This window comes from Streptomyces cylindrosporus (assembly GCF_022698165.1).
Classification (GTDB): Bacteria; Actinomycetota; Actinomycetes; order Streptomycetales; family Streptomycetaceae; genus Streptomyces; species Streptomyces cylindrosporus.
Map to the genome: position 1 here is coordinate 583,317 of NZ_JALDAY010000002.1, position 19,458 is coordinate 602,774.

The following is a 19,458-nucleotide window of genomic DNA, read 5'->3' on the forward strand; positions in this document are numbered from 1 at the left end:
CCGCCTCTCACTCTTTTCTCAGGTCAGGCGGTCTTGCAAGCCCGAAGGTCGTCCCGGATTGAACGACTCGTCAGGCTGTGTCCGCGTACCGGACCCGGTGGCACAGGGCCGGGATCTCCCCGGCGGCCAGGCGCGGCATGACGTCCGGGAGCTCCTCGAAGGCGGATTCACCGGTGACGAGGGCGTCCAGCACGGGGTCGGCGAGCAGGTCGAGGGCGAGGGCGAGCCGGTCGGCGTAGGTACGGCTGGAGCGGCGGGCGGGGGCGACGGTGCCGACCTGGCTGCTGCGGACGACGAGCCGGCGGGAGTGGAAGTCCTCGCCGAGCGGGAGGGAGACCCTGCGGTCGCCGTACCAGCTCAGCTCCAGGACGGTCCCCTCGTCCCGCAGCAGCTCCAGCGACCGGGCGAGGCCCTGCTCGGTCGCGCTCGCGTGCACCACGAGGTCGCGTCCGCCGAGCGCGTCGGCGGGCAGGGCGAAGTCGACGCCGAGGGCCTGGGCGACCTTGGCGCGGGCGGGGTCGGCGTCGACGAGCTGCACCCGTACACCCGGGAAGCGCGCCAGCAGGGCGGCCACCGAGCAGCCGACCATGCCGCCGCCCACCACGGCGATGCGGTCGCCGACCAGGGGCGCGGCATCCCAGAGGGCGTTGACGGCGGTCTCCACGGTGCCGGCCAGGACGGCGCGCTCGGCGGGCACGGTGTCCGGTACGAGGGTGACGGCGGTGGCGGGGACGACGTATCGCGTCTGATGCGGATGGAGGCAGAAAACCGTGCGCCCCACCAGCTCCTCCGGCCCCTCCTCCACCACGCCCACGCTCAGGTAGCCGTACTTCACGGGAGCGGGGAACTCGCCCTCCTGGAAGGGTGCGCGCATGGCCGCGCGCTGGCTCTCGGGAACGCCGCCGCGGAACACGAGCGTTTCGGTCCCCCGGCTCACTCCGGAGAACAACGAGCGCACCAGAACGTCACTCTCCGTGGGTTCCGGCAGGTCTACGTCCCGAATCTCACCTTCACCCGGTTGGCGTAGCCAGAACGCGCGTGCGGTGCGGTTCATCGGCGTCCTCCTGAACGATCGGGAAGTGGTTCACGTACCGAGGTGTGCACAGGCCGCGCACAGTACGCGGCGTTGATCGACTCTGTCACATGGCCGGAGGGTGTGCGGTGGCCCTGAACAACACTTACGACGCAAGGCTGGTCCAGCAGGAGACCGCTGTGGGAGCGGGTCTGCAGATCCTGTTGCTTGCCCTGCTCGGTACGGCGATCGGCATGGGGCCGGCGGGCTGGCTCACCGGCCTCGCCTTCGCCGTCGCCAGCTGGGCGGTGCTGTCGACGGCACTGCACCGCTCGCGCGTGCGCTCCTTCGGCCCGGCGAACCGGGTCACGCTCGGCCGGGCGACGCTGGTGGGCGGTGTGACGGCCCTGGTGGCGGACTCCTTCGAAAGCTCACCCCCGGTGACGCTCTTCGTCGGCCTGACGGCGGTGGCCCTGATCCTGGACGGCGTCGACGGCAAGGTGGCCCGGGCGACGGGCACCTCCACCCCGCTCGGCGCGCGCTTCGACATGGAGGTCGACGCGTTCCTGATCCTGGTCCTGAGCGTGTACGTCTCGATGCGGCTGGGCCCCTGGGTGTTGCTGATCGGCGCGATGCGCTACGCGTTCGTGGCGGCGGCCCGCGCCTACCCCTGGCTGAACGCCCCGCTCTTCCCGAGCACGGCCCGCAAGACGGTGGCGGCGATGCAGGGCATCTGTCTCCTCCTCGCGGCCTCGGGCTACCTCCCCCACATCGCGACCTTCACCGTGACAGCCCTCGCCCTCACGACCCTGACCTGGTCCTTCGGCCGAGACATCCACTGGCTGTACCGCACGTCGAGGGTCCAGGAGGGCGAGGTGGAGGAGATGCTGCACCGGGAGGCGGAACGCGAGCCGATCGCGTCGTGACGAAGGCGAACTGGTCGCCGCCACCGTTGTCGCCGAAGAAGAGCAGCGGCCCCGACGGCATGTACAGGGTGGCGAAGCCAGGGTCCGACCGGAACCGAAGGTTGTCCTCGACGATCCGCTCCAGGGGCCAGAGGACGTCCACCCCGTAGCGCCCCACAATGCCGTCGGCCTCCCGCAAGAGGCTCACCAGATCGCTGGTCGGCCGAGACCCCGTCAGTGGTCCAACGGCATCCGGTACACGCTCGACCCCCGCACCCGGAATCCAAGCCGCTCGTACAACCTGTTCGCCGCCGCGCGGTCCGGGCGGGAGGTCAGGTCGATGGTTCGGGCGCCTGCATCGCGGGCGATCTTCAGGGCCTCCTGCATCAGCAGGGCGGCGATTCCGTGGCCTCGGGCCGATTCGTCCACGACGACGTCCTCGATGCGGGCGCGCAGGCCGGACGGCAGCGGGAAGGTGACCAGGGTCAGGGTGCCGGCGATTCGCCCGTCGGCCCTGGCCACGAGGACCGTGTTCGCGTCGCTGGAGAGGATCCGGCCGACGGCCTCGGCGTCGAGGGGGCTCGCCGTTCGGGAGAGCTGGGGCAGCAACCGGGCGAAGGCATCCACGAGTTCCTGGGTCGGTTCCCGGGCGATTTCCGTCTCGATCTTCATGGCGGTGAGACTAGCCGCGGGGCACCAGCACCATCGCCGCGGCCGGTACGGCAGCCAGGGCCAGCCACGGGACCGTCGGTGGGAGGCCGCTGTCGAGGAGGAGGCCCGTCGCCGAGGTGCATGCCAGGACTGTCAGGCCGGACAGCGAGAACAGCGCGCCCGTGTAGAGGCCGATGCGGCCCTCCTCCGCCAGTTCGGGGACCCACGCGCGGGCGACCGGGGTGACCAGCATCTGGCCCAGCGTGAGCAGGGTGACGAAGGCGGCGGACGGGAGGAGGCCCGGTGTGCCCGTCCAGTCGGCCGGGCGGGCCAGGCCCACCGTCGTGAAGCCGACCGCGATCAGCAGCAGGCCCAGCCGCATCGACCGCCGCAGCGTCAGCCGCACTCCGGCCCACCGCGTCACCGGCAACTGCGCCCCCACCACCAGCAGCGACGACAGCGCGAACAGCCACGCCACCGGCGCCTGCGAACCCGCCGCCCGCTCCACCTCCGTCGGCAGCAATAGGTACAGCTGGTTGTAGGCGAGCAGACAGGCGCCGTACGCACAACACAGCGCCAGGAAGCGCCGGTTGCGGAGGAGCGGGCCGAGGCCGCCTCTCATCCGGGTCCGCGTCCGGCCCGGTATGCGCTGCGGCAGCAGCCATGCGTGCCCCGCCAGGACCAGTCCGAAGATCCCCGCCCCTGCCAGGCACACCGCGCGGAAATCCAGCTCCAGCAGCAGCGCCCCCAGCAACGGCCCCACGAACGCCCCGGCCTGCCCCGCCACCGTGAACAACGCCAGCACCCGCGTCCGCGATCCCCCACCCGCCGCCTCCGACTCCACGGCCTGCCGCGCGACTTCGGACTCCACGGCCGGCGAGAACAGCGCCGCCGCGAACCCGATCAGCAGCACCGACCCGATCACCGCCCAGGCCGCCTCCGCATACCCCAGCCACGCGAACCCGGCGATCCGCAGCACGCACCCCGCCAGCACCACCGGCCGAACCCCGTACCGGTCGGCCAGCGCCCCGCCCACCACGAACAGCCCCTGCTGGCTGAAGGTCCGCAGCCCCAGCACGAACCCCACCAGCCACCCCGCCATCCCCACCGTCTGCCCCAGATGCTCCGACAGGAAGGGCAGCACGGCGAAGAAGCCGATGTTGAAGGCGAGTTGAGTGAGGATCAGGAGTCGCAGCAGCGGCGTGAGGCGGACCCTCCCGGACGTCCTGCGTAGACGCGTCGGCTGTGGAGCGGTCATTCCGCTCCCACCAACTCCCTTACCCGAGCGGGCCGTTCGACAGGTGCTTCGACCGTACGATGCCTCGGCCGCCGCCGTACCCCGCCCGCCGCGCTCACCGCCAGCGCCCCCAGCAGGGCGAGTACGGCCGCCGGTGCCAGGACCGCCCAGGGCGCGCGCTCGGCGTAGGGCTGGTTCTCGGCGAGGAGCAGGCCCCACTCCGGGGACGGCGGCTGCGCGCCCAGTCCGAGGAAGGCCAGCGAGGCGAGCGCGAGGGCGATGCCGGGCAGGCGGAGCAGGGCGTGGCGGGTGACGGGCGGGAGGACGGCGGGGAGGAGTTCGTGCCGGAGGACGTACCAACGCCCCGCGCCCAGGCCCCGGGTGGCGGTCACGTGCAGCGCGGCCCGTTCCTGCCGCAGCAGCGCCGAGGTGTGCGTGGCCAGCGGCGCCCACGCCACGAGCGACACGGCCAGCGCGGGCGTCACCGGCCCGCCGCCCGCGACGGCCGTGACGAGGAGCGCGCCGAGGACCGGCGGCACGGCGTTGACCGTGTCGACCAACGGCCCGGACAGGCGCGGCAGCAGCCCGAGCAGTACCCCGGCGAGCAGGGCCACGGCACTGATCGCGAGGGCGAGCAGGAGGGTGTCGAGGGCGCCGTGGGCGACCCGGGCGAGGACGTCCCGGCCGAGGGCGTCCGTGCCGAACGGGTGCGCCCAGGAAGGGGATCGCAGTCGCTCGCGCGTGTTCAGCGCCAGCGGGTCGCGGGGCAGGCCGAGAGCCACGACGGCGAGCAGGACAGCGCCGTGGAGGAAGGGCTGGATGGCGCGGGCCGGTGGGGTCGGGCGGTGCAGGGACGGCAGGGCTCCGTCGCGCAGGGCCGGGCCGATCAGCAGGCGGGCGGCGAGGCGGGAGGCGCCGGTCGCCGCCGCGGCGAGGAGGACGAGGGCGAGGGTGCCGGCCTGGAGGACGGGGAGGTCCTGGGCGAGGGCGGCCTGAAGGGTGGTGCGGCCGAGGCCGGGGATGTCGAAGATCTGCTCGACGGCCACCGAGCCGCCGGTCAGCCCGACCACGAACAGGCCGGTGTTGGGGAGCAGCGCGGGCACGCAACGGCGTACCGCCTGGCGGGCGATGATACGGCGGGGCAGTCCGCGTGCCGCCGCGGCCCGCGCCCAGGATTCCGCGAACGCGCCGGGCAGCAGGTCGTCGAGGAGCCGCCCGAGCACGGCCCCGGCGGGCAGGCCGAGGGCGAGCGCGGGCAGTACCGTCCAGCGGGGCCCGTACCAACCGAGGGCCGGCAGCCAGCCGAGCTGCACTCCGACGACCGTGGCCAGCACGGACGCGGTGAGGAACTCGGGCAGCGCGGCGAGCACGGCGGAGCCGCCGCCCGCGCGTCCCCGGCGCCCCTGCCGGTAGAGCGTGCGGGCGCACACGAGCCCGGCGGTGACGGCGGCGACCGCGAGCGCCACCGCCATCAGCAGCAGGGAGACCCCGAGTGCCTGGAGAACGGCGGGCGTCACCTCGGCACCGGAGATCCACGACCGGCCCGCGTCACCGCGCCACAGCCCGCCCGCCCAGTGTCCGAGCAGTCGCCATGGGCCGTCGTCCAGGTCGAGTCGGTCCCGGATGTCGGCCAACACCTCGGGGGTCGGATCCCGTTCGGCCGAGCGTGCCTTGAGCACGGTGAGCGCCGGGTCGGTGCGTGAGAGCCAGGGCAGCAGGCCGATGCCGCAGACGAGGGCGACGGTCAGGCCCGACCGCCACAGGAGCGGGGTGAGTTGGTGCCGCATGCGTCAGCGCCGGGTGCCGGTGGAGAGGAGGGTGCGCTCGTACGGGTCGAGCAGTGCGCCGCGCACCGAGGTGCCGACGCCGGTGATGACGCGCTGGTGGACCAGCGGTACGACGGCGTCGGTGCCGAGGATCGCCGCCTCGGCCGCCATGACCGCGTCCTGCCGCTTCGCGGTGTCGGCAACACCCTCGGCCCCGGCAACCGCGCGATCGACGACCCTGTCGCACAGCTGCGCCAGGTTGTAGCCGCCGTCGCAGGAGAAGTCGCTGGCGAGTACGGCGACGGGATCGCCGGTGTCGACCAGGGTGTTGCGGGCGAGGACAAGGGCGTCGAACTTCCCGGCCAGCGCGTCGCTCTCCAGCCGCGAGTACTCGCGCACCTCCAGCCGGACCACGAATCCGGCCTTCTCCAGCTGCTGCTTCAACACCTGGGCGACTTCCGGGAGTTCGGGCCGGTTGTCGTACGTCGCCAGGGTGACCTTCGTGCCGTCCGGTGCCGTCGCCCGGGCTCGCCCGGCAGGCTGCTTCCGCTTGCCCTCGGCCCAGGTGACTGCGGGTCCGTAGATGCCCGCGCCGGCGTCCGCGTGTCCTTCGTAGACGCCGTCGGCGAGGGCGGAGGTGTCGACGGCCCGACGTGCGGCGGCCCGTAGCCCCGGGTCCGCGAAGGGGCCCTTCCCGGCGTTGAGGAGGAGGCTGGTGGTGCGGGTGGTGGCTGTCTCCCTGCGGGTGGCCTTGTCGAGGGAGGCGGCCTGCGCGACCGGGATCGCCTCGGCGAGGTCGGTCTGGCCGGTGCGCAGGGCGGCGGCGCGGGCGGCGCCGTCGGCGATGAACTTCACGTCCACGCCCGCCGACTGGGCACGGCCGCCCCAGTAGTCGTCGTAGCGGTCGAGGGTCGCGGAGGTGGTGCCGGTGACCTCGGTGATCTCGAAGGGGCCGGTGGCGGTGCCGACGGGGTCGGCGGCGCCCTTCTCGTCGTAACCCTTCTCGGCGAGGATCGCGAGGCTCGGGCTGGACAGGCGCAGCGGGAGTACGGGGTCGGGGTTGGCGGTCGTGATCCGTACGCCCGTGCTGCCGTCGGCCTTCGCCTGCAGGGTGACGCCGGAGAGGGCGGCCGGGGCCGGACTGGCCTCGGTGGCGTGGGTGAGGGAGGCGGCGACCGCGGCCGGGGTGACCTCGGTGCCGTCCTGGAAGGTGGCCTCGCGGAGGGTGAACAGCCAGGTGCGATCGTCCACTTGGCGCCAGGAGGAGGCGAGCGCGGGGGCGGCGGCGCCGTTGGCGTCCAGGGCGGTGAGGCTCTCGGTGACGCCGAGGCGGCTGAGGATCGTGGCGTCGGCGCCGTACGGGGAGAGGTTCTCGGCGGGCGGGAAGGCCAGCGCGACCCGCAGCCGCGAACCGGACTTCGCGTCACCGGACGAGCCTTCGGCGCCACCGGAGGCGAAGCAGCCGGTCAGGGCCGGGGCGAGCAGGAGGGCGAGGAGCAGTCTCAGTCGGTGCACGGCGGCTATCGGCCCATCGGTATCTCGAAGTGGATGATTCCCTGCCCGCCCGCGGGCTCCTCGCGCTCGTCGAGCACAACCTTGCCGAGCGACCGCCAGAAGGGTTCGGCGCCCTCGACGGCCGGGTCGGTGTGCAGATAGACGGCGCGGTAGCCGCCGTCCGCGGCGGCGAAGGCGAGCAGTTCGGCGACCAGGCGCCGGGCGAGACCGCGGCGGCGGTGCTCGGGGCGGACGTAGATCCGGCGCAGTTGGGCGGTCTCGCCGGAGGGGAAGCGCTCGGCGACGCACCGGGGGTTCGGCGGGTGGGCGGGGCCGCGGGAGTCGAGGGCGCCGGTGGCGACGACGGCTCCGTCCTCCGGGTCGAGGGCGACGAGGAGGGTGTGGCGGGCCGGGGCGAGGTAGGCGGCGGCCGGGTCGACGATGTCGCCGTGCCAGTGCGGTACGTAGCCGGTGCCGAAGTCGCGGTAGACGGTGTCGAGCATCACGGCTCGCGCACCGTCGAGGTCGTCCGGGCCCGCCGCCCTGATGCAGTACTCAAGCACTTGCACATCATATGCATTAAGAATCCTCGATTTGACAGAGAGGGGGAAGCTGCCTAAAACCTAGCGACATGACATTCATTTTCAAAACGAGCCCGGCCCGGGCCCGGTAATGCGGGTCGCGTTCGTCGGCAAGGGCGGCAGCGGCAAGACCACGCTGTCGGCGCTCTTCTCCCGTCATCTGGCCCGCTCCGGCGCGCCGGTACTCGCCATCGACGGCGACATCAACCAGCACCTGGCCGAGGCGCTGGGCCACGAGGGCGAAACTCCGGCCGCGCCGCCGCTGGGTGCGCACCTGCCCGCCGTCAAGGAGTACCTGCGCGGTACGAATCCCCGGATCCCCTCCGCCGAATCCATGATCAAGACGACTCCGCCGGGCCGCGGCTCACGCCTGCTGCGCCTGCTCGGGGACGACGAGATCCACGCCCGGCACGTCCGGCGCGCGGGCGGGGTACCGCTGATGGTGACGGGCGAGTTCGACGAGAGCGATCTGGGCGTCGCCTGCTACCACTCCAAGCTCGGCGCGGTGGAGCTCTACCTCGGCCATCTGCTGGACGGTCCCGGCGAGTACGTCGTCGTCGACATGACGGCGGGCGCGGACGCCTTCGCGTCGGGCCTGTTCACCCGCTTCGACATCACCTTCCTGGTGGCCGAGCCCACTCGCAAGGGCGTCTCGGTCTACCGCCAGTACCGCGACCACGCACGGGAGTTCGGCATCCGGATCGCGGTCGTCGGCAACAAGGTGAGCGGCGAGGACGACCTCCTGTTCCTCAAGGAGCAGGTGGGTGACGATCTCCTGACCCACCTGGTCCACTCACCCTGGGTGCGGGCGGCCGAACAGGGCCGAGCAGAGGGCGAGTTGGAGCCCCACAACCACCACGCCCTGAACGTCCTGCGCGAAGCGGCCGACGCCCACCCCAAGGACTGGGCCGGCCTCCAGCGCCACGCCGTCGAGTTCCACCTGCGCAACGCCCGCGCCTGGGGGGACAAGGCTACGGGCGCCGACCTGGCGGCCCAGGTGGACCCGGACTTCGTACCGGACCCGACGGCCCTCGACTGACCTACCCCCATGAGTCACATACAGCAACGATTAGAACGGACACCCCTTTAATGTCTCTCGACGTCTCCCCGAAGCTCCTCGCCGAAGCCGAGTCCGGTGACATCCGCGAGGAGGACTTCGTGGACACCGTCCGCACGTCCCTCCCCTACGCCTACGACCTGATCGCCTCCCTGGCCGGCGAACTCAAGGACGGCAAGGCCGAGTTCACCGACAACCAGACCCCTCCCCCATCGGAACAGGAACGCGGCCAGCTCCTCCGCGCCCTCGCGAGCGACGCCATCCGCGGCAGCCTGGAACGCCACTTCGGAGTGGAACTGGCCTTCCAGAACTGCCACAGGGTGGCGACGTTCCGCCCGGGCGCGCGAAACGGCGAAACATACAAGCGCTTCACCTCCCAGCGCTCGCAGATCCTGAACCAGTCACCGGAGTTCAGGGACTGCTAGCCCGCTCAGGCCGCGTTCCGGGCCCGTCCGCGGTGCGTCCGTACGATGTCCGCGTACCGGTGCCCGGTTCCCTTGATCGTGCGCTTCTGGGTCCGGTAGTCCACGTGGACCAGGCCGAAGCGCTTGTCGTAGCCGTACGCCCACTCGAAGTTGTCCAGCAGCGACCAGGCGAAGTAGCCGGCCAGCGGGGCGCCCTTGCGGGCGGCCGAGGCGCAGGCGGCGAGGTGGTCGATGAGGTACCGCTGGCGTTCGGGGTCGTCGACGGTTCCGTCGGGGCGTACGACGTCCGGGTAGGCGGAACCGTTCTCGGTGACGTACAGGCGGCGGGCGCCGTACTCCTCGGTGAGGCGGAGCAGGAGCGTCTCGATGCCGCTCGCGTCGATCTCCCAGTCCATGCCGGTGCGCGGGACGCCCAGGCGGCGGACCGAGCGGACACGGGGCGCGGGGGCGGAGGGGTCGTCGGCGACCGTGGCCGGCATGTAGTAGTTCAGGCCGAGCCAGTCGAGGGGCGTGGCGATGGTCGCCAAGTCGCCTTCCCGCTCGGGGAGTTCGACGCCGTACACCTCGCGCATGTCGGCCGGGAAGCCGCGGCCGTGGACGGGGTCCAGCCACCAGCGGTTGACGTGGCCGTCCATCCGGCGGGCGGCCCGGACGTCCTCCTCGCGGTCGGTCGCGGCGTGCACGGTGGAGAGGTTGGTGACGAGGCCGACCTCGGCGTTCGGCGCGGCGGCGCGGATCGCCCGGGCGGCGAGGCCGTGGCCGAGGAGCAGGTGGTACGAGGCCCGGACCGCGGCGGTGAGATCGGTGAGGCCGGGTGCCATCCGGCCTTCCAGGTGGCCGATCCAGGCCGAGCAGAGGGGTTCGTTGAGGGTGGCCCAGAGGGAGACGCGGTCGCCGAGGCGTTCGGCGACGACCGAGGCGTACTCGGCGAAGGCGAGGGCGGTGTCCCGCTCGGGCCAGCCGCCGCGGTCCTGGAGCACCTGGGGCAGGTCCCAGTGGTAGAGGGTGACGGACGGGGTGATGTCCGCCTCCAGCAGCCCGTCGATCAACTCGTCGTAGAAGGCGAGGCCCCTGGGGTTGACCCGGCCGGTGCCGCCCGGCACGACCCGGGGCCAGGCGATCGACAACCGGTAGGCGTTGGTGCCGAGTTGACGCATCAGGCCGATGTCCTCGCGCCAGCGGTGGTAGTGGTCGCAGGCCACGTCCCCGTTGTCGTTGCCCGCGACCTTGCCGGGCGTGTGCGAGAAGGTGTCCCAGATCGACGGGGAGCGGCCGTCCTCGGCGACGGCTCCCTCGATCTGGTACGCCGCTGTGGCCGTGCCCCACAGGAAGTCGGGCGGGAAGGCGGCGAGGTCGATGCGGTCGGACACGGAAGTCCCTTCGGAGTGCGGGGAGTTGGTCACGGGATGCCGGGGGTCGGTCATTTGACGGCGCCCGCCGTCAGCCCGGCGACGAGATAGCGCTGGAGCAGCAGGAAGCCGGCCACCACGGGCACGCTGACGACCAGCGAGGCGGCCATGATCTGGTTCCAGTACACGTCGTTGAGGGTCGAGTAGCCCTGGAGGCCGACGGCGAGGGTGCGGGTGGTGTCGTTGGTCATGACGGAGGCGAAGAGCACCTCGCCCCAGGCGGTCATGAAGGCGTAGACGGCGACCGCGACGATGCCGGGGATCGCGGCCGGGACGACGACGCGGAACAGCGCGCCGAGCGGGCCGCAGCCGTCCACCAGTGCCGCCTCGTCCAGGTCGCGCGGCACGGAGTCGAAGTACCCGATCAGCATCCAGATCGAGAAGGGGAGGGAGAAGGTGAGATACGTCAGGATCAGGCCGCCGCGCGAGCCGAACAGGGCGATGCCGGTGGCGTTACCGATGTTGACGTAGAGGAGGAACAGCGGGAGCAGGAAGAGGATGCCCGGGAACATCTGCGTGGACAGCACGGTGACCGTGAAGACGCGCTTGCCGCGGAAGGTGTAGCGGCTGACCGCGTACGCGGCGAAGACCGCGACCACCACCGAGCAGACGGTGGCCGCGACCGACACGATCAGCGAGTTCACGAAGTACTTCGCGAGCGGGACGGTGGACCAGATGTCGATGTACGGACGGATCGTCAGCCCGCTCGGCAGCCAGCGGAATTCGCCGGTCACGTCGGCCAGCGGTTTCAGCGAGCTGGAGACCATGACGTACACCGGGATCAGGACGAAACCGGTGAGCAGGGTGAGGAAGACGCGCCGGGACCAGAGGAACGAACTCGGCGGCGCCATCGGGGACTTAGCCATCTGCGGCCCTCCGTCCGCGTGAGGTGAGCGCCAGGTACACGCCCGTCACGACGAGCAGGAACAGCAGCAGGAGCACGGACATCGCGGATCCGGTGCCGAAGTTCCAGGTGACGAAGGACGCCTGGTAGATGTGGACGGAGATGAGGTCGGCGGCCTCGGGGGCGGCCTTGCCGAACAGGACGTACGGCGTGTTGAAGTCGTTGAAGGTCCACAGGAACAGGACGAGGACCAGCACCTGGTTGACCGGGCGCAGGGACGGCAGGGTGATGCGGCGGATCTGCTGCCACATGCCGGCGCCGTCCAGCGCGGCGGCTTCGTACAGTTCGCCCGGGATGTTCTGGAGGCCCGCCATGACGATGAGGAAGGCGAACGGCCAGCCCTTCCACACCGACACGGTCAGCAGGGCGTAGAAGCTGTTGTCGCCGATCAGCCAGAAGGACGGCTTGTCGGTGAGGTGCAGCTGGTCGTGCAGGACGTGGTTCACCAGGCCGTTGTCGTGCTGGAACATGAACACCCAGGTGATGACGGCGGCGTAGACCGGCAGCGCGTACGGCACCAGGAACAGGGCGCGCAGCAGACCGCGGCCGCGGAAGGTGTCCTGCATGTAGATCGCGGCCGTCGTGCCGATCAGCCAGCACAGGCCGACCGACAGCAGGGTGAAGGCGACGGTGACGAAGAAGGAGTGGAGCAGCGCCTCGCCCACGGGGGCGTCGAAGTCCACCGACACCTTGTAGTTGTCGAAGCCGGACCAGGGCGCGGTGCCCCAGTCGCGGATGTAGAACTGGGTGAGTTCCTTGAAGCTCATCACGATGCCGATCACCATCGGCACCAGGTGGACCAGGAGTTCGAGGAGCAGGGCGGGCAGCAGGAGCAGATACGGCAGTCCGATGCGGCGGATCCTCCCGGGGCGGCGGCGGGGCGCTTTCTCCGCCGTCCCGGGAGAGCTCTGCTGCACCGCGGCCTCCGCCGGCGCGGTCGTCGTCATCGTGCTCACTTCGCCGGCATCTGCTGCTGGGCCTTCTCCAGCGCGCTCTTGACGGAGTCGGTGGTGACCGCGCGTCCGGCGGCCGCGTCGGCGAACAGGTTCTTCACCGCCGTACCGACCGCCGTCTCGAACTGCGACTCGTCCGCGACCTGCGGCAGCGCGGCGGCGCTCGTCGCCAGGGTCTGCTTGAGCACGGCGTTGGACGCGGTGTTGAACGCGGCGTCCTCCTGCGCGGCCTTGACCGGCGGGATGGAGCTGTAGGCGGTGTTGAGGATCTTCTGCTCGGCGTCGCTCGTCATGAACTTCACGAACTTGGTGGCGCCGTCGAGGTTGTCGGTGTTCTTGAAGACGGCGAGGTTGATGCCCGCGACCATCGAGTTGACCTGGGTGCCGGTGCCGGGGGTGCCGGACTGCACGGGCACGGGCGCGATGCCGTACGAACTCTCGCTCATGCCCTGGGACTTGAGGTTGGCGGACGCCGACTGCCACAGCAGCATCGCCTGCTTGCCCTTGGCGAAGTCGCTGACCGACTGGTTCTGCGCGTACTCGGCGTCGCCGGTGGGGATGACCTTGTCCTTGGCCATCAGGTCGACGTACTGCTTGACCGCGGCCACCACGTTGTCGCTGGTGAAGTCGGCCTTGCCGTCGGCGGTGAAGAAGTCGGCGCCGTGCTGCTTGGCGAAGACGAAGACGTGGTGGATGTTCTCCGAGAGGTTCGAACCCTCCGCGCCCAGCGGGGACTTGCCCTTCGCCTTGATCTTCTTGCCGTCGGCTATGAGCTCGTCCCAGGTGGCCGGGGGCTTGGTGATGCCGGCGTCGGCGAAGATCTGCTTGTTGTAGTAGAGGGCGTAGGCCATCGAGTACAGCGGTACGGCGGCCGGGTCCTTGCCCTCGGCGCCGGTCGAGCCGAGCGCGGAGTCGACGAAGCGGTCCTTGCCGCCGATCTTCGCGAAGTTCTTGGCGTCCCACGGCAGCAGTGCGCCGGTCGCCTGCAGGGAGGCGCTCCAGGTGTTGCCGATGTTCAGGACGTCGGGGCCCTGCCCGGAGGTGGTCGCGGTGAGGATCCGGTTCAGCAGGTCGGACCAGGGCACGACCTCCAGCTTCACCTTGATGCCGGTCTGCTTCTGGAACTTGTCGAGCTCGGGCTGGAGGACCTTCTTGTCGACGGCGATGCTGGCGCCCTGGTTGGAGGCCCAGTACGTGAGTGTCTTCGGCGAGTCGTCGGACCCGCCGCCGCTCGACGAACCGCCCCCGCAGGCCGAGGCGGCAAGGGCGAGTGACATGGTGACGGCGCCTACGGCCGCGGCTCGGATGCTGCGCATGGCTCCCGGGTCCCTTCAGGGATTGCACTCATGGCTTAATTTAGGACGTGAGTTAAACCTCAAGAGATGGCCTCGTCAAGGGGTACGGCAACCCTTGTGGAACTCCGGACGCACCTCTTGACGCGACCGTTCGGGTAGTTGAAGCATTCACCGGCGAGAGAGCGCTCCCAAACCCCACCAGGTTCACTTCCTGAACAGGAGAGCCGCCCCATGCCTGTGCCCGACATCGGCCGCAGAACCGTCCTCGCCGCCGCGGCCGCCGCTCCCGCGGCGCTCGCCCTGCCGTCCCGCGCGTCCGCCACCCCCTCCCGGAGCGGGAAGCCGCGCCTGCTCCCCGGAGGCGGCGACCTCGGTCCGAACGTCCTCGTCTTCGACCCGTCCACGCCCGGCATCCAGGCCAGGCTGGACGAGGTGTTCCAGCAGCAGGAGTCGGCCCAGTTCGGGACGGGCCGCTACGCCCTGCTGTTCAAGCCCGGCACCTACAACGGCCTCAACGCCCAACTCGGCTTCTACACCTCGATCATGGGCCTCGGCCTCTCCCCCGACGACACGACCATCAACGGGGACGTCACGGTCGACGCGGGCTGGTTCAACGGCAACGCCACGCAGAACTTCTGGCGTTCGGCGGAGAACCTCGCCCTGGTCCCGGCGAACGGCACCAACCGCTGGGCGGTCGCGCAGGCGGCCCCCTTCCGCCGTATGCACGTCCGCGGCGGCCTCAACCTCTCGCCCACGGGCTACGGTTGGGCGAGCGGCGGCTACATCGCGGACAGCCGCGTCGACGGCCAGGTCGGCCCGTACTCGCAGCAGCAGTGGTACACCCGCGACAGCGCGATCGGCAGCTGGCTCAACGGCGTCTGGAACATGGTGTTCTCCGGCGTGGAGGGCGCCCCCGCGCAGAGCTTCCCCAATCCGCCGTACACGACGCTCGCGACGACACCGGTCTCCCGGGAGAAGCCGTTCCTGTACGTCAGCGGCTCCGAGTTCCGCGTCTTCCTGCCCGAGAAGCGGACCGACGCACGCGGGGTGACCTGGGGAAACGGCACCCCGCGCGGCACCTCGCTCCCCCTGTCGCAGTTCTACGTCGCGAAGCCGGGCGTCTCCGCGGCCACCCTCAACCAGGCGCTCGCCCAGGGCCTCCACCTGCTGCTGACGCCGGGGATCTACCACCTCGACCAGCCCGTCCAGGTGAACCGGGCCAACACCGTGGTCCTCGGCCTCGGTTACGCGACTCTCGTGCCGGACAACGGAGTCACGGCCCTCCGGGTGGCCGACGTCGACGGCGTGCGGCTGGCCGGCTTCCTGATCGACGCGGGTCCGGTCAACTCCCCCACCCTGCTGGAGGTCGGCCCGAGCGGCGCCTCCCGGGACCACTCCGCCAACCCCACCACCGTGCAGGACGTGTTCGTGCGGATCGGCGGCGCGGGCGCCGGAAAGGCCACCACCAGCATGGTGATCAACAGCCGGCACACCATCGTCGACCACACCTGGGTCTGGCGCGCCGACCACGGCACCGGCGTCGGCTGGGAGACCAACCGGGCCGACTACGGAGTCGTCGTGAACGGCGACGACGTGCTGTGCACCGGCCTGTTCGTCGAGCACTTCAACAAGTACGACGTGCAGTGGAACGGCCAGCGGGGCCGCACGATCTTCTTCCAGAACGAGAAGGCGTACGACGCCCCGAACCAGGCCGCGATCCAGAACGGGTCCGTGAAGGGGTACGCGGCCTACAAGGTGGGCGACGGTGTGACCGTCCACGAGGGCTGGGGGCTCGGCAGCTACTGCTACTACAACGTGGACCCCGCGAAACTGGCCCCAGACGCACATGTCCTTGCCGTACCCTGGACCCATGTCGCCAGCCGAAGTACCCGCCACCTTCAGGCGCCCACGGGCCAGCCTGTACGCCCGCCTGTCGCGCGCCGCCGACGGATCGAACGTGTCCCTCGAAGGCATGATCGAAGACATGCGCGCCCTCTGCGAGAAGGAGGGCCTGGACGAGGTCGCCCTTCACATCGACGACGGTCTATCTGGAGGGTACCGGGACCGCGACGAGTTCGAGGCCTGGCTTAACGACGCCCGCACGGGCGCCTGTGAGGTCCTGGTCCCCTACAACACGGACCGCCTGACCCGCGAGGGCCTCAACGTCGCTGCCTCCATCCTGGACACGATCGAGGGCAAGGACCCCGCGACCGGCCGCCCCGCACACCTTCCCGTCCGCCTGGTCGACTGCTTTGGCCTCGACTCCCTTCACGGCGACGCCTTCCGCTTCCGCTTCGTGATCCAGGCGGAGGTAGGCCGCTCCGAGCGTGAACGCATCCGGCAGCGCAACAAGGACCGCGCACGCAGGCTCCGCAACGCTGGCCGCTGGGCCGGCGGACCAATCCCCTTCGGCTACCGCCCCGTGGACAACCCAGAAGGCGCTGGGAAGATCCTGGAGATCGTCCCGGAGGAGGCCCAGGCGATCCGCAAGGCCGCAGAGGAGATCCTGGCCGGCGACACCCTGGGCAAGGTTGCCCGACGCATGAACCACGCTGGAGTGAAGCCCAGGCGCGCGGCCATGTGGTCACGAGTGACGCTGTCCCGCGTGCTGACCGGAGACCACATCGTGGGGCGGATCACGGTTAACGGTCGCCTGGCCAGAGACGCGGAAGGCAACATCCTGGCCCCGTTCGCGCCGATCCTGACCGTCGGCCAGCTGACCGCGCTGCGGGCCACCCTGGGGAAGGGCAAGCCGCCTGTCCGCACTGGCCGCGCGCCCGCACATCTGCTGTCCGGCCTCCTCACGTGCCACTCGTGCGACCGCACGTTGTCCGCGTCGTCCCGGAAGACTGGCCGCTTCTACCGCTGCTACACGCGCGGGTCAGGGGGCATCTGCGAACGTCCAGTAGTAGTGTCCGCGTCCGCGATCGAGCCGTACGTCGAAAAGCGCTACCTGGCCGCCGTCGGCCACATGCCCATGTACAAGGAGCGGACCGTCGTGTCCGGCCTGGAGGAGCTGGCCGCCGTCGAAGAGGAGATCAAGGCCACACTGGCGGACATGGCCACGAGTGCGACAGCGGACACGTTCAAGCGGCTCCAAGACCTTCAGGCCCGCCAGGCGGAGCTGTCCGCCCGGGACACGGACAAGCGGACAGAGCTGATTCCGACCGGCCAGACGATGGCGGAGCACTGGAAGGAGGCCATGGTGGAGGACCGCCGCACCCTCCTCGCCGAAGCGATTGACGAACTGATCGTCTACCCGGGACGCCAGGGCCAGCGCATCTTCACGGATGACCGCCTGGTGTTGATCTGGGCAGAGAACGAGGACGAGGACCTGGACGAGGACCAGGAGGCCGCCCTGGACGCCACGCTGGCGCCCGTGGTGGCGGAGCCTGCCCAGGAGATCCCGGAGGACCTGGCGCCCTTCCTGGAGGCCGCGCGGCGGCTTCAGGCGGATGGGGTGGACGTCGCGTCTCTCCTGGCGCCGGAGTAGGCCGGAGGGCCGACAGCGGGCGAGTTGTTTCTATATTTTTGTTTCGTCCCACTACAACAAATAAGTCTCATACAGTCTCGTCTCTCGGCGCTTACCCCAGAAGCCGGGACCGTTCCTGACTTCAGCAACAGCCTTCAGGGGACCTCCTCTCCGGTCAGGTGGCGTACCGCCCGCCCGCGACGAGGAGGCCCCCTTGGTCGTCTACGAGACCCATTGCGCCCACTGCGGCGATCCCCTGACGGGACGCCAGCGCAGGGCCTGTTCCGCCCGATGCCGCAAGGCCCTTCAGCGCACGTCACCGTCACTCCGCACGTGCAAGCTGTGCAACCAGCCCTTCAAGCCGGTCGGGCCTGGCCGCCGCACCGTGTGCCCGTACGAGGACGCGGACGACTACTGCCAGGGCCTCCAGGACGAAGCGGAGGACGCGGAGGCGATCCGCCAGGCCCAGCTCCGCGAGGCCGTGTGCGCGTGCGGTTGTGGCCGCGCGCTGCCGTACTCCGGCCGTGGCCGCCCGCCCCGCTTCGCCTCGCCGGCATGCAAGACGCGTACGTACCGCGAGGAGGCCCGATCGTGAACCCAGTCCCCAGCCAGGCCCTCGCCCAGGCCGCTCCGTCGGGCGCGTCCCCTGCGTCCCCTCTCGCTGACCAGAGCGCGCGTACGCGCCTGAACCGCCGCCTGGCCGCCCTGGGCGTGCCTGCGAAGGCCTGTAGCGCGTGCCTGGCCGTGAAGGGCCTGGAGGCCTTCCCGCTCGACGCGAAGGGCGTCCAGGGCCGTCTCTCGCGCTGCAAGGTGTGTCACCGCGACCGCCAGGCCCAGCTCCGCCAGGATCCCGCCTACCGTGCCGCTGAGCGCCGCCAGCAACGGCCCTACGACCGCAAGCGGGCCCTGACGGACGAGCGCCGCGCCTACTCCCTGGGCCGCAACCAGCTCCGCCGTGCCCTGGAGGCTGGCGCGGAGTACGACGGTCACCAGCCGGAAGACCTCTGGATCCACTGGGAGGACGAGGGCTACCACGCCTGCGTGTGCTGCGGTGGGCCCTTCGAGCACATCGACCACAACGTTCCCTTGATCCGGGGCGGCGGTCACACGCTGGACAACTTGGTCCCCCTCTGTGAGTCCTGCAACACGTCGAAGCAAGGCCGCTGCCCGTACCGCTTCTACGCGGAGCGCTTCCCTGGCCTGCGGCCCTGGCTGGAGCCCTTCTTCGACGTCCACGAACGCCTCACCGCTGAGGAGCTGGCTGCACGTGAGGCTGCCGTTAACGACCCGTCCTGACAGACCTTCGGGTTACGATGCTGGCTCATCAGGGAGGGGATCTCATGAGCCATCAGCAGTACCCGCCGCAGGGTCAGCCGCAGTACCCGAGCCAGCCGCAGCAGTACCAGGGCCAGCCGTACCCGCAGTACCAGGGTCAGCCGCAGGGCCAGCCCTACCCGCCTCAGCCGGCGCCCCAGACCGTCGTGACGAAGCGTGGAGCGAACCACGGCCTCCACCTGTTCCTGTCCATCATCACGTGCGGGGTCTGGGCTATCACTGGCTGGCCGATCGCTGCGGCCATGGGTCGGAAGACCAAGACGCGTACGTACTGACCTGCGTTAACGACACAAGGCCCTGGCCCGACGGCTGGGGCCTTCGTCATGCCCGCTGCCGTTACCTCTCCGTGACCAAACAGGGGACATCCTCACCGGTCAGTAGTAGGGAAGGAAGACCCTTCTGGAGTGCCTCGCACTCAGCACCACTACGGCTAGGCGGAACGAGCGCCAGTAGCTGGTCTCTTCCCGCCCTGCGCTCCCCGACGAAGGCCGTCCTCCTCTCCGGCCCAGGGTTGAGCGCCTGGGGCCCTGTTGCGACGCCTGCGGGCGGGAGACAGGGCCCCTTCAGACTCCCGTGGACGACAGCGAAACGGGTCCTAGTAGCTCTGGCCGGCGGGCCAGTGTGAACACGGCCCCGAGTAGCGGCAGCGTCACGGGCCCCTGGCCAACGGCCCCGCAAGCTGTCGCCAGGGGACAGACTTCCCCGCCCTGGGTGACAGGCCTCCAGGTCGGGGAACGCCACGTGGCAACGGAAAGCCGCCGAAGGAGCAAGATGGGGCGGCCATGGTGGGTATGAGGTTGAGCCTGCCGCACGCTTGCGTAGCTCAGTTGGAAGAGCGCCCCCGACGTTCGAGGGGGAGGCCAGGGGTTCGAGTCCCTTCGCAGGCACGGGCGCCAGAGGCAGTGAGAGTAGCCAGCGCTGGGTGCACACATCTGGTGAGGGTAGCTGTCGAGAGACCGGGC

Annotated in this window: 18 protein-coding genes and 1 tRNA gene; 9 read left to right on the forward strand and 10 right to left on the reverse strand. The window is 70.6% G+C overall.

What is annotated here, in order from left to right:
• Positions 1-70: 70 nt before the first annotated feature.
• A complete protein-coding gene (locus MQP27_RS07690) occupies positions 71-1,054 on the reverse strand; it encodes a zinc-dependent alcohol dehydrogenase (RefSeq protein ID WP_242762680.1) in 984 nt (327 codons plus the stop codon).
• 107 nt (positions 1,055-1,161) lie between these two features.
• Here MQP27_RS07690 and MQP27_RS07695 point away from each other — a divergent pair, with 107 nt between their 5' ends.
• Positions 1,162-1,938, forward strand: a complete 777-nt coding sequence (locus tag MQP27_RS07695; RefSeq protein WP_242762684.1) for a CDP-alcohol phosphatidyltransferase family protein — start codon at positions 1,162-1,164, stop codon at positions 1,936-1,938.
• A 213-nt stretch (positions 1,939-2,151) separates the two neighbouring features.
• Here the strand turns inward: MQP27_RS07695 and MQP27_RS07700 are convergent, their stop codons facing one another.
• The 5 genes from MQP27_RS07700 to MQP27_RS07720 are packed head-to-tail and all read right to left on the reverse strand — an operon-like array spanning position 2,152 to position 7,628.
• The gene (locus tag MQP27_RS07700) at positions 2,152-2,589 is read right to left on the reverse strand and encodes a GNAT family N-acetyltransferase (protein WP_242762687.1); all 438 of its coding nucleotides are present in this window, start codon (positions 2,587-2,589) and stop codon (positions 2,152-2,154) included.
• Positions 2,590-2,599: 10 nt separating this feature from the next.
• A complete protein-coding gene (locus MQP27_RS07705; protein WP_242762690.1) occupies positions 2,600-3,826 on the reverse strand; it encodes an MDR family MFS transporter in 1,227 nt (408 codons plus the stop codon).
• Positions 3,823-5,592, reverse strand: a complete 1,770-nt coding sequence (locus MQP27_RS07710) for an ABC transporter permease subunit (protein ID WP_242762693.1) — start codon at positions 5,590-5,592, stop codon at positions 3,823-3,825. The genes MQP27_RS07705 and MQP27_RS07710 overlap by 4 nt, the downstream gene beginning before the upstream one ends.
• Positions 5,593-5,595: 3 nt before the next feature.
• On the reverse strand, positions 5,596-7,086 hold the full coding sequence (locus tag MQP27_RS07715) for an ABC transporter substrate-binding protein (RefSeq protein ID WP_242762695.1): 1,491 nt from the start codon (positions 7,084-7,086) through the stop codon (positions 5,596-5,598).
• Positions 7,087-7,091: 5 nt separating this feature from the next.
• Complete coding sequence (locus tag MQP27_RS07720) at positions 7,092-7,628, reverse strand: GNAT family N-acetyltransferase (RefSeq protein ID WP_242762699.1); 537 nt, start codon at positions 7,626-7,628, stop codon at positions 7,092-7,094.
• Positions 7,629-7,737: 109 nt separating this feature from the next.
• Between MQP27_RS07720 and MQP27_RS07725 the strand changes: the two genes are divergently transcribed.
• On the forward strand, positions 7,738-8,685 hold the full coding sequence (locus MQP27_RS07725; RefSeq protein WP_242762701.1) for an ATP-binding protein: 948 nt from the start codon (positions 7,738-7,740) through the stop codon (positions 8,683-8,685).
• Positions 8,686-8,735: 50 nt separating this feature from the next.
• Complete coding sequence (locus tag MQP27_RS07730) at positions 8,736-9,128, forward strand: SCO5389 family protein (protein ID WP_242762704.1); 393 nt, start codon at positions 8,736-8,738, stop codon at positions 9,126-9,128.
• A gap of 5 nt (positions 9,129-9,133) precedes the next feature.
• On the opposite strand, the gene MQP27_RS07735 is transcribed toward MQP27_RS07730, so the two are convergent.
• Genes MQP27_RS07735 through MQP27_RS07750 form a run of 4 tightly spaced genes read right to left on the reverse strand, consistent with a single transcriptional unit; the run spans position 9,134 to position 13,710 of the window.
• Complete coding sequence (locus MQP27_RS07735) at positions 9,134-10,498, reverse strand: GH1 family beta-glucosidase (protein WP_242762707.1); 1,365 nt, start codon at positions 10,496-10,498, stop codon at positions 9,134-9,136.
• Positions 10,499-10,548: 50 nt separating this feature from the next.
• Positions 10,549-11,388, reverse strand: coding sequence for a carbohydrate ABC transporter permease (locus MQP27_RS07740; RefSeq protein WP_242763616.1), 840 nt, complete (start codon positions 11,386-11,388; stop codon positions 10,549-10,551).
• A gap of 7 nt (positions 11,389-11,395) precedes the next feature.
• The gene (locus tag MQP27_RS07745; protein ID WP_242762710.1) at positions 11,396-12,388 is read right to left on the reverse strand and encodes a carbohydrate ABC transporter permease; all 993 of its coding nucleotides are present in this window, start codon (positions 12,386-12,388) and stop codon (positions 11,396-11,398) included.
• A 5-nt stretch (positions 12,389-12,393) separates the two neighbouring features.
• Entirely contained in the window at positions 12,394-13,710 is a 1,317-nt protein-coding gene (locus tag MQP27_RS07750; protein WP_242762713.1) for an ABC transporter substrate-binding protein, read from the reverse strand.
• A 210-nt stretch (positions 13,711-13,920) separates the two neighbouring features.
• Between MQP27_RS07750 and MQP27_RS07755 the strand changes: the two genes are divergently transcribed.
• The 6 genes from MQP27_RS07755 (at position 13,921) to MQP27_RS07780 (ending at position 19,383) form a co-directional block, all read left to right on the forward strand.
• Complete coding sequence (locus MQP27_RS07755) at positions 13,921-15,780, forward strand: pectate lyase-like domain-containing protein (protein ID WP_242762716.1); 1,860 nt, start codon at positions 13,921-13,923, stop codon at positions 15,778-15,780.
• A complete protein-coding gene (locus tag MQP27_RS07760; protein WP_242762719.1) occupies positions 15,662-17,182 on the forward strand; it encodes a recombinase family protein in 1,521 nt (506 codons plus the stop codon). Before MQP27_RS07755 ends, MQP27_RS07760 begins: the two co-directional genes overlap by 119 nt.
• Before the next feature lie 193 nt (positions 17,183-17,375).
• Complete coding sequence (locus MQP27_RS07765) at positions 17,376-17,756, forward strand: hypothetical protein (RefSeq protein WP_242762722.1); 381 nt, start codon at positions 17,376-17,378, stop codon at positions 17,754-17,756.
• The gene (locus MQP27_RS07770; RefSeq protein ID WP_242762725.1) at positions 17,753-18,457 is read left to right on the forward strand and encodes an HNH endonuclease; all 705 of its coding nucleotides are present in this window, start codon (positions 17,753-17,755) and stop codon (positions 18,455-18,457) included. Before MQP27_RS07765 ends, MQP27_RS07770 begins: the two co-directional genes overlap by 4 nt.
• Before the next feature lie 44 nt (positions 18,458-18,501).
• Positions 18,502-18,771, forward strand: a complete 270-nt coding sequence (locus MQP27_RS07775; RefSeq protein WP_242762728.1) for a hypothetical protein — start codon at positions 18,502-18,504, stop codon at positions 18,769-18,771.
• A 537-nt stretch (positions 18,772-19,308) separates the two neighbouring features.
• Positions 19,309-19,383, forward strand: a tRNA-OTHER gene (locus MQP27_RS07780).
• The last annotated feature ends 75 nt before the right edge of the window (positions 19,384-19,458 follow it).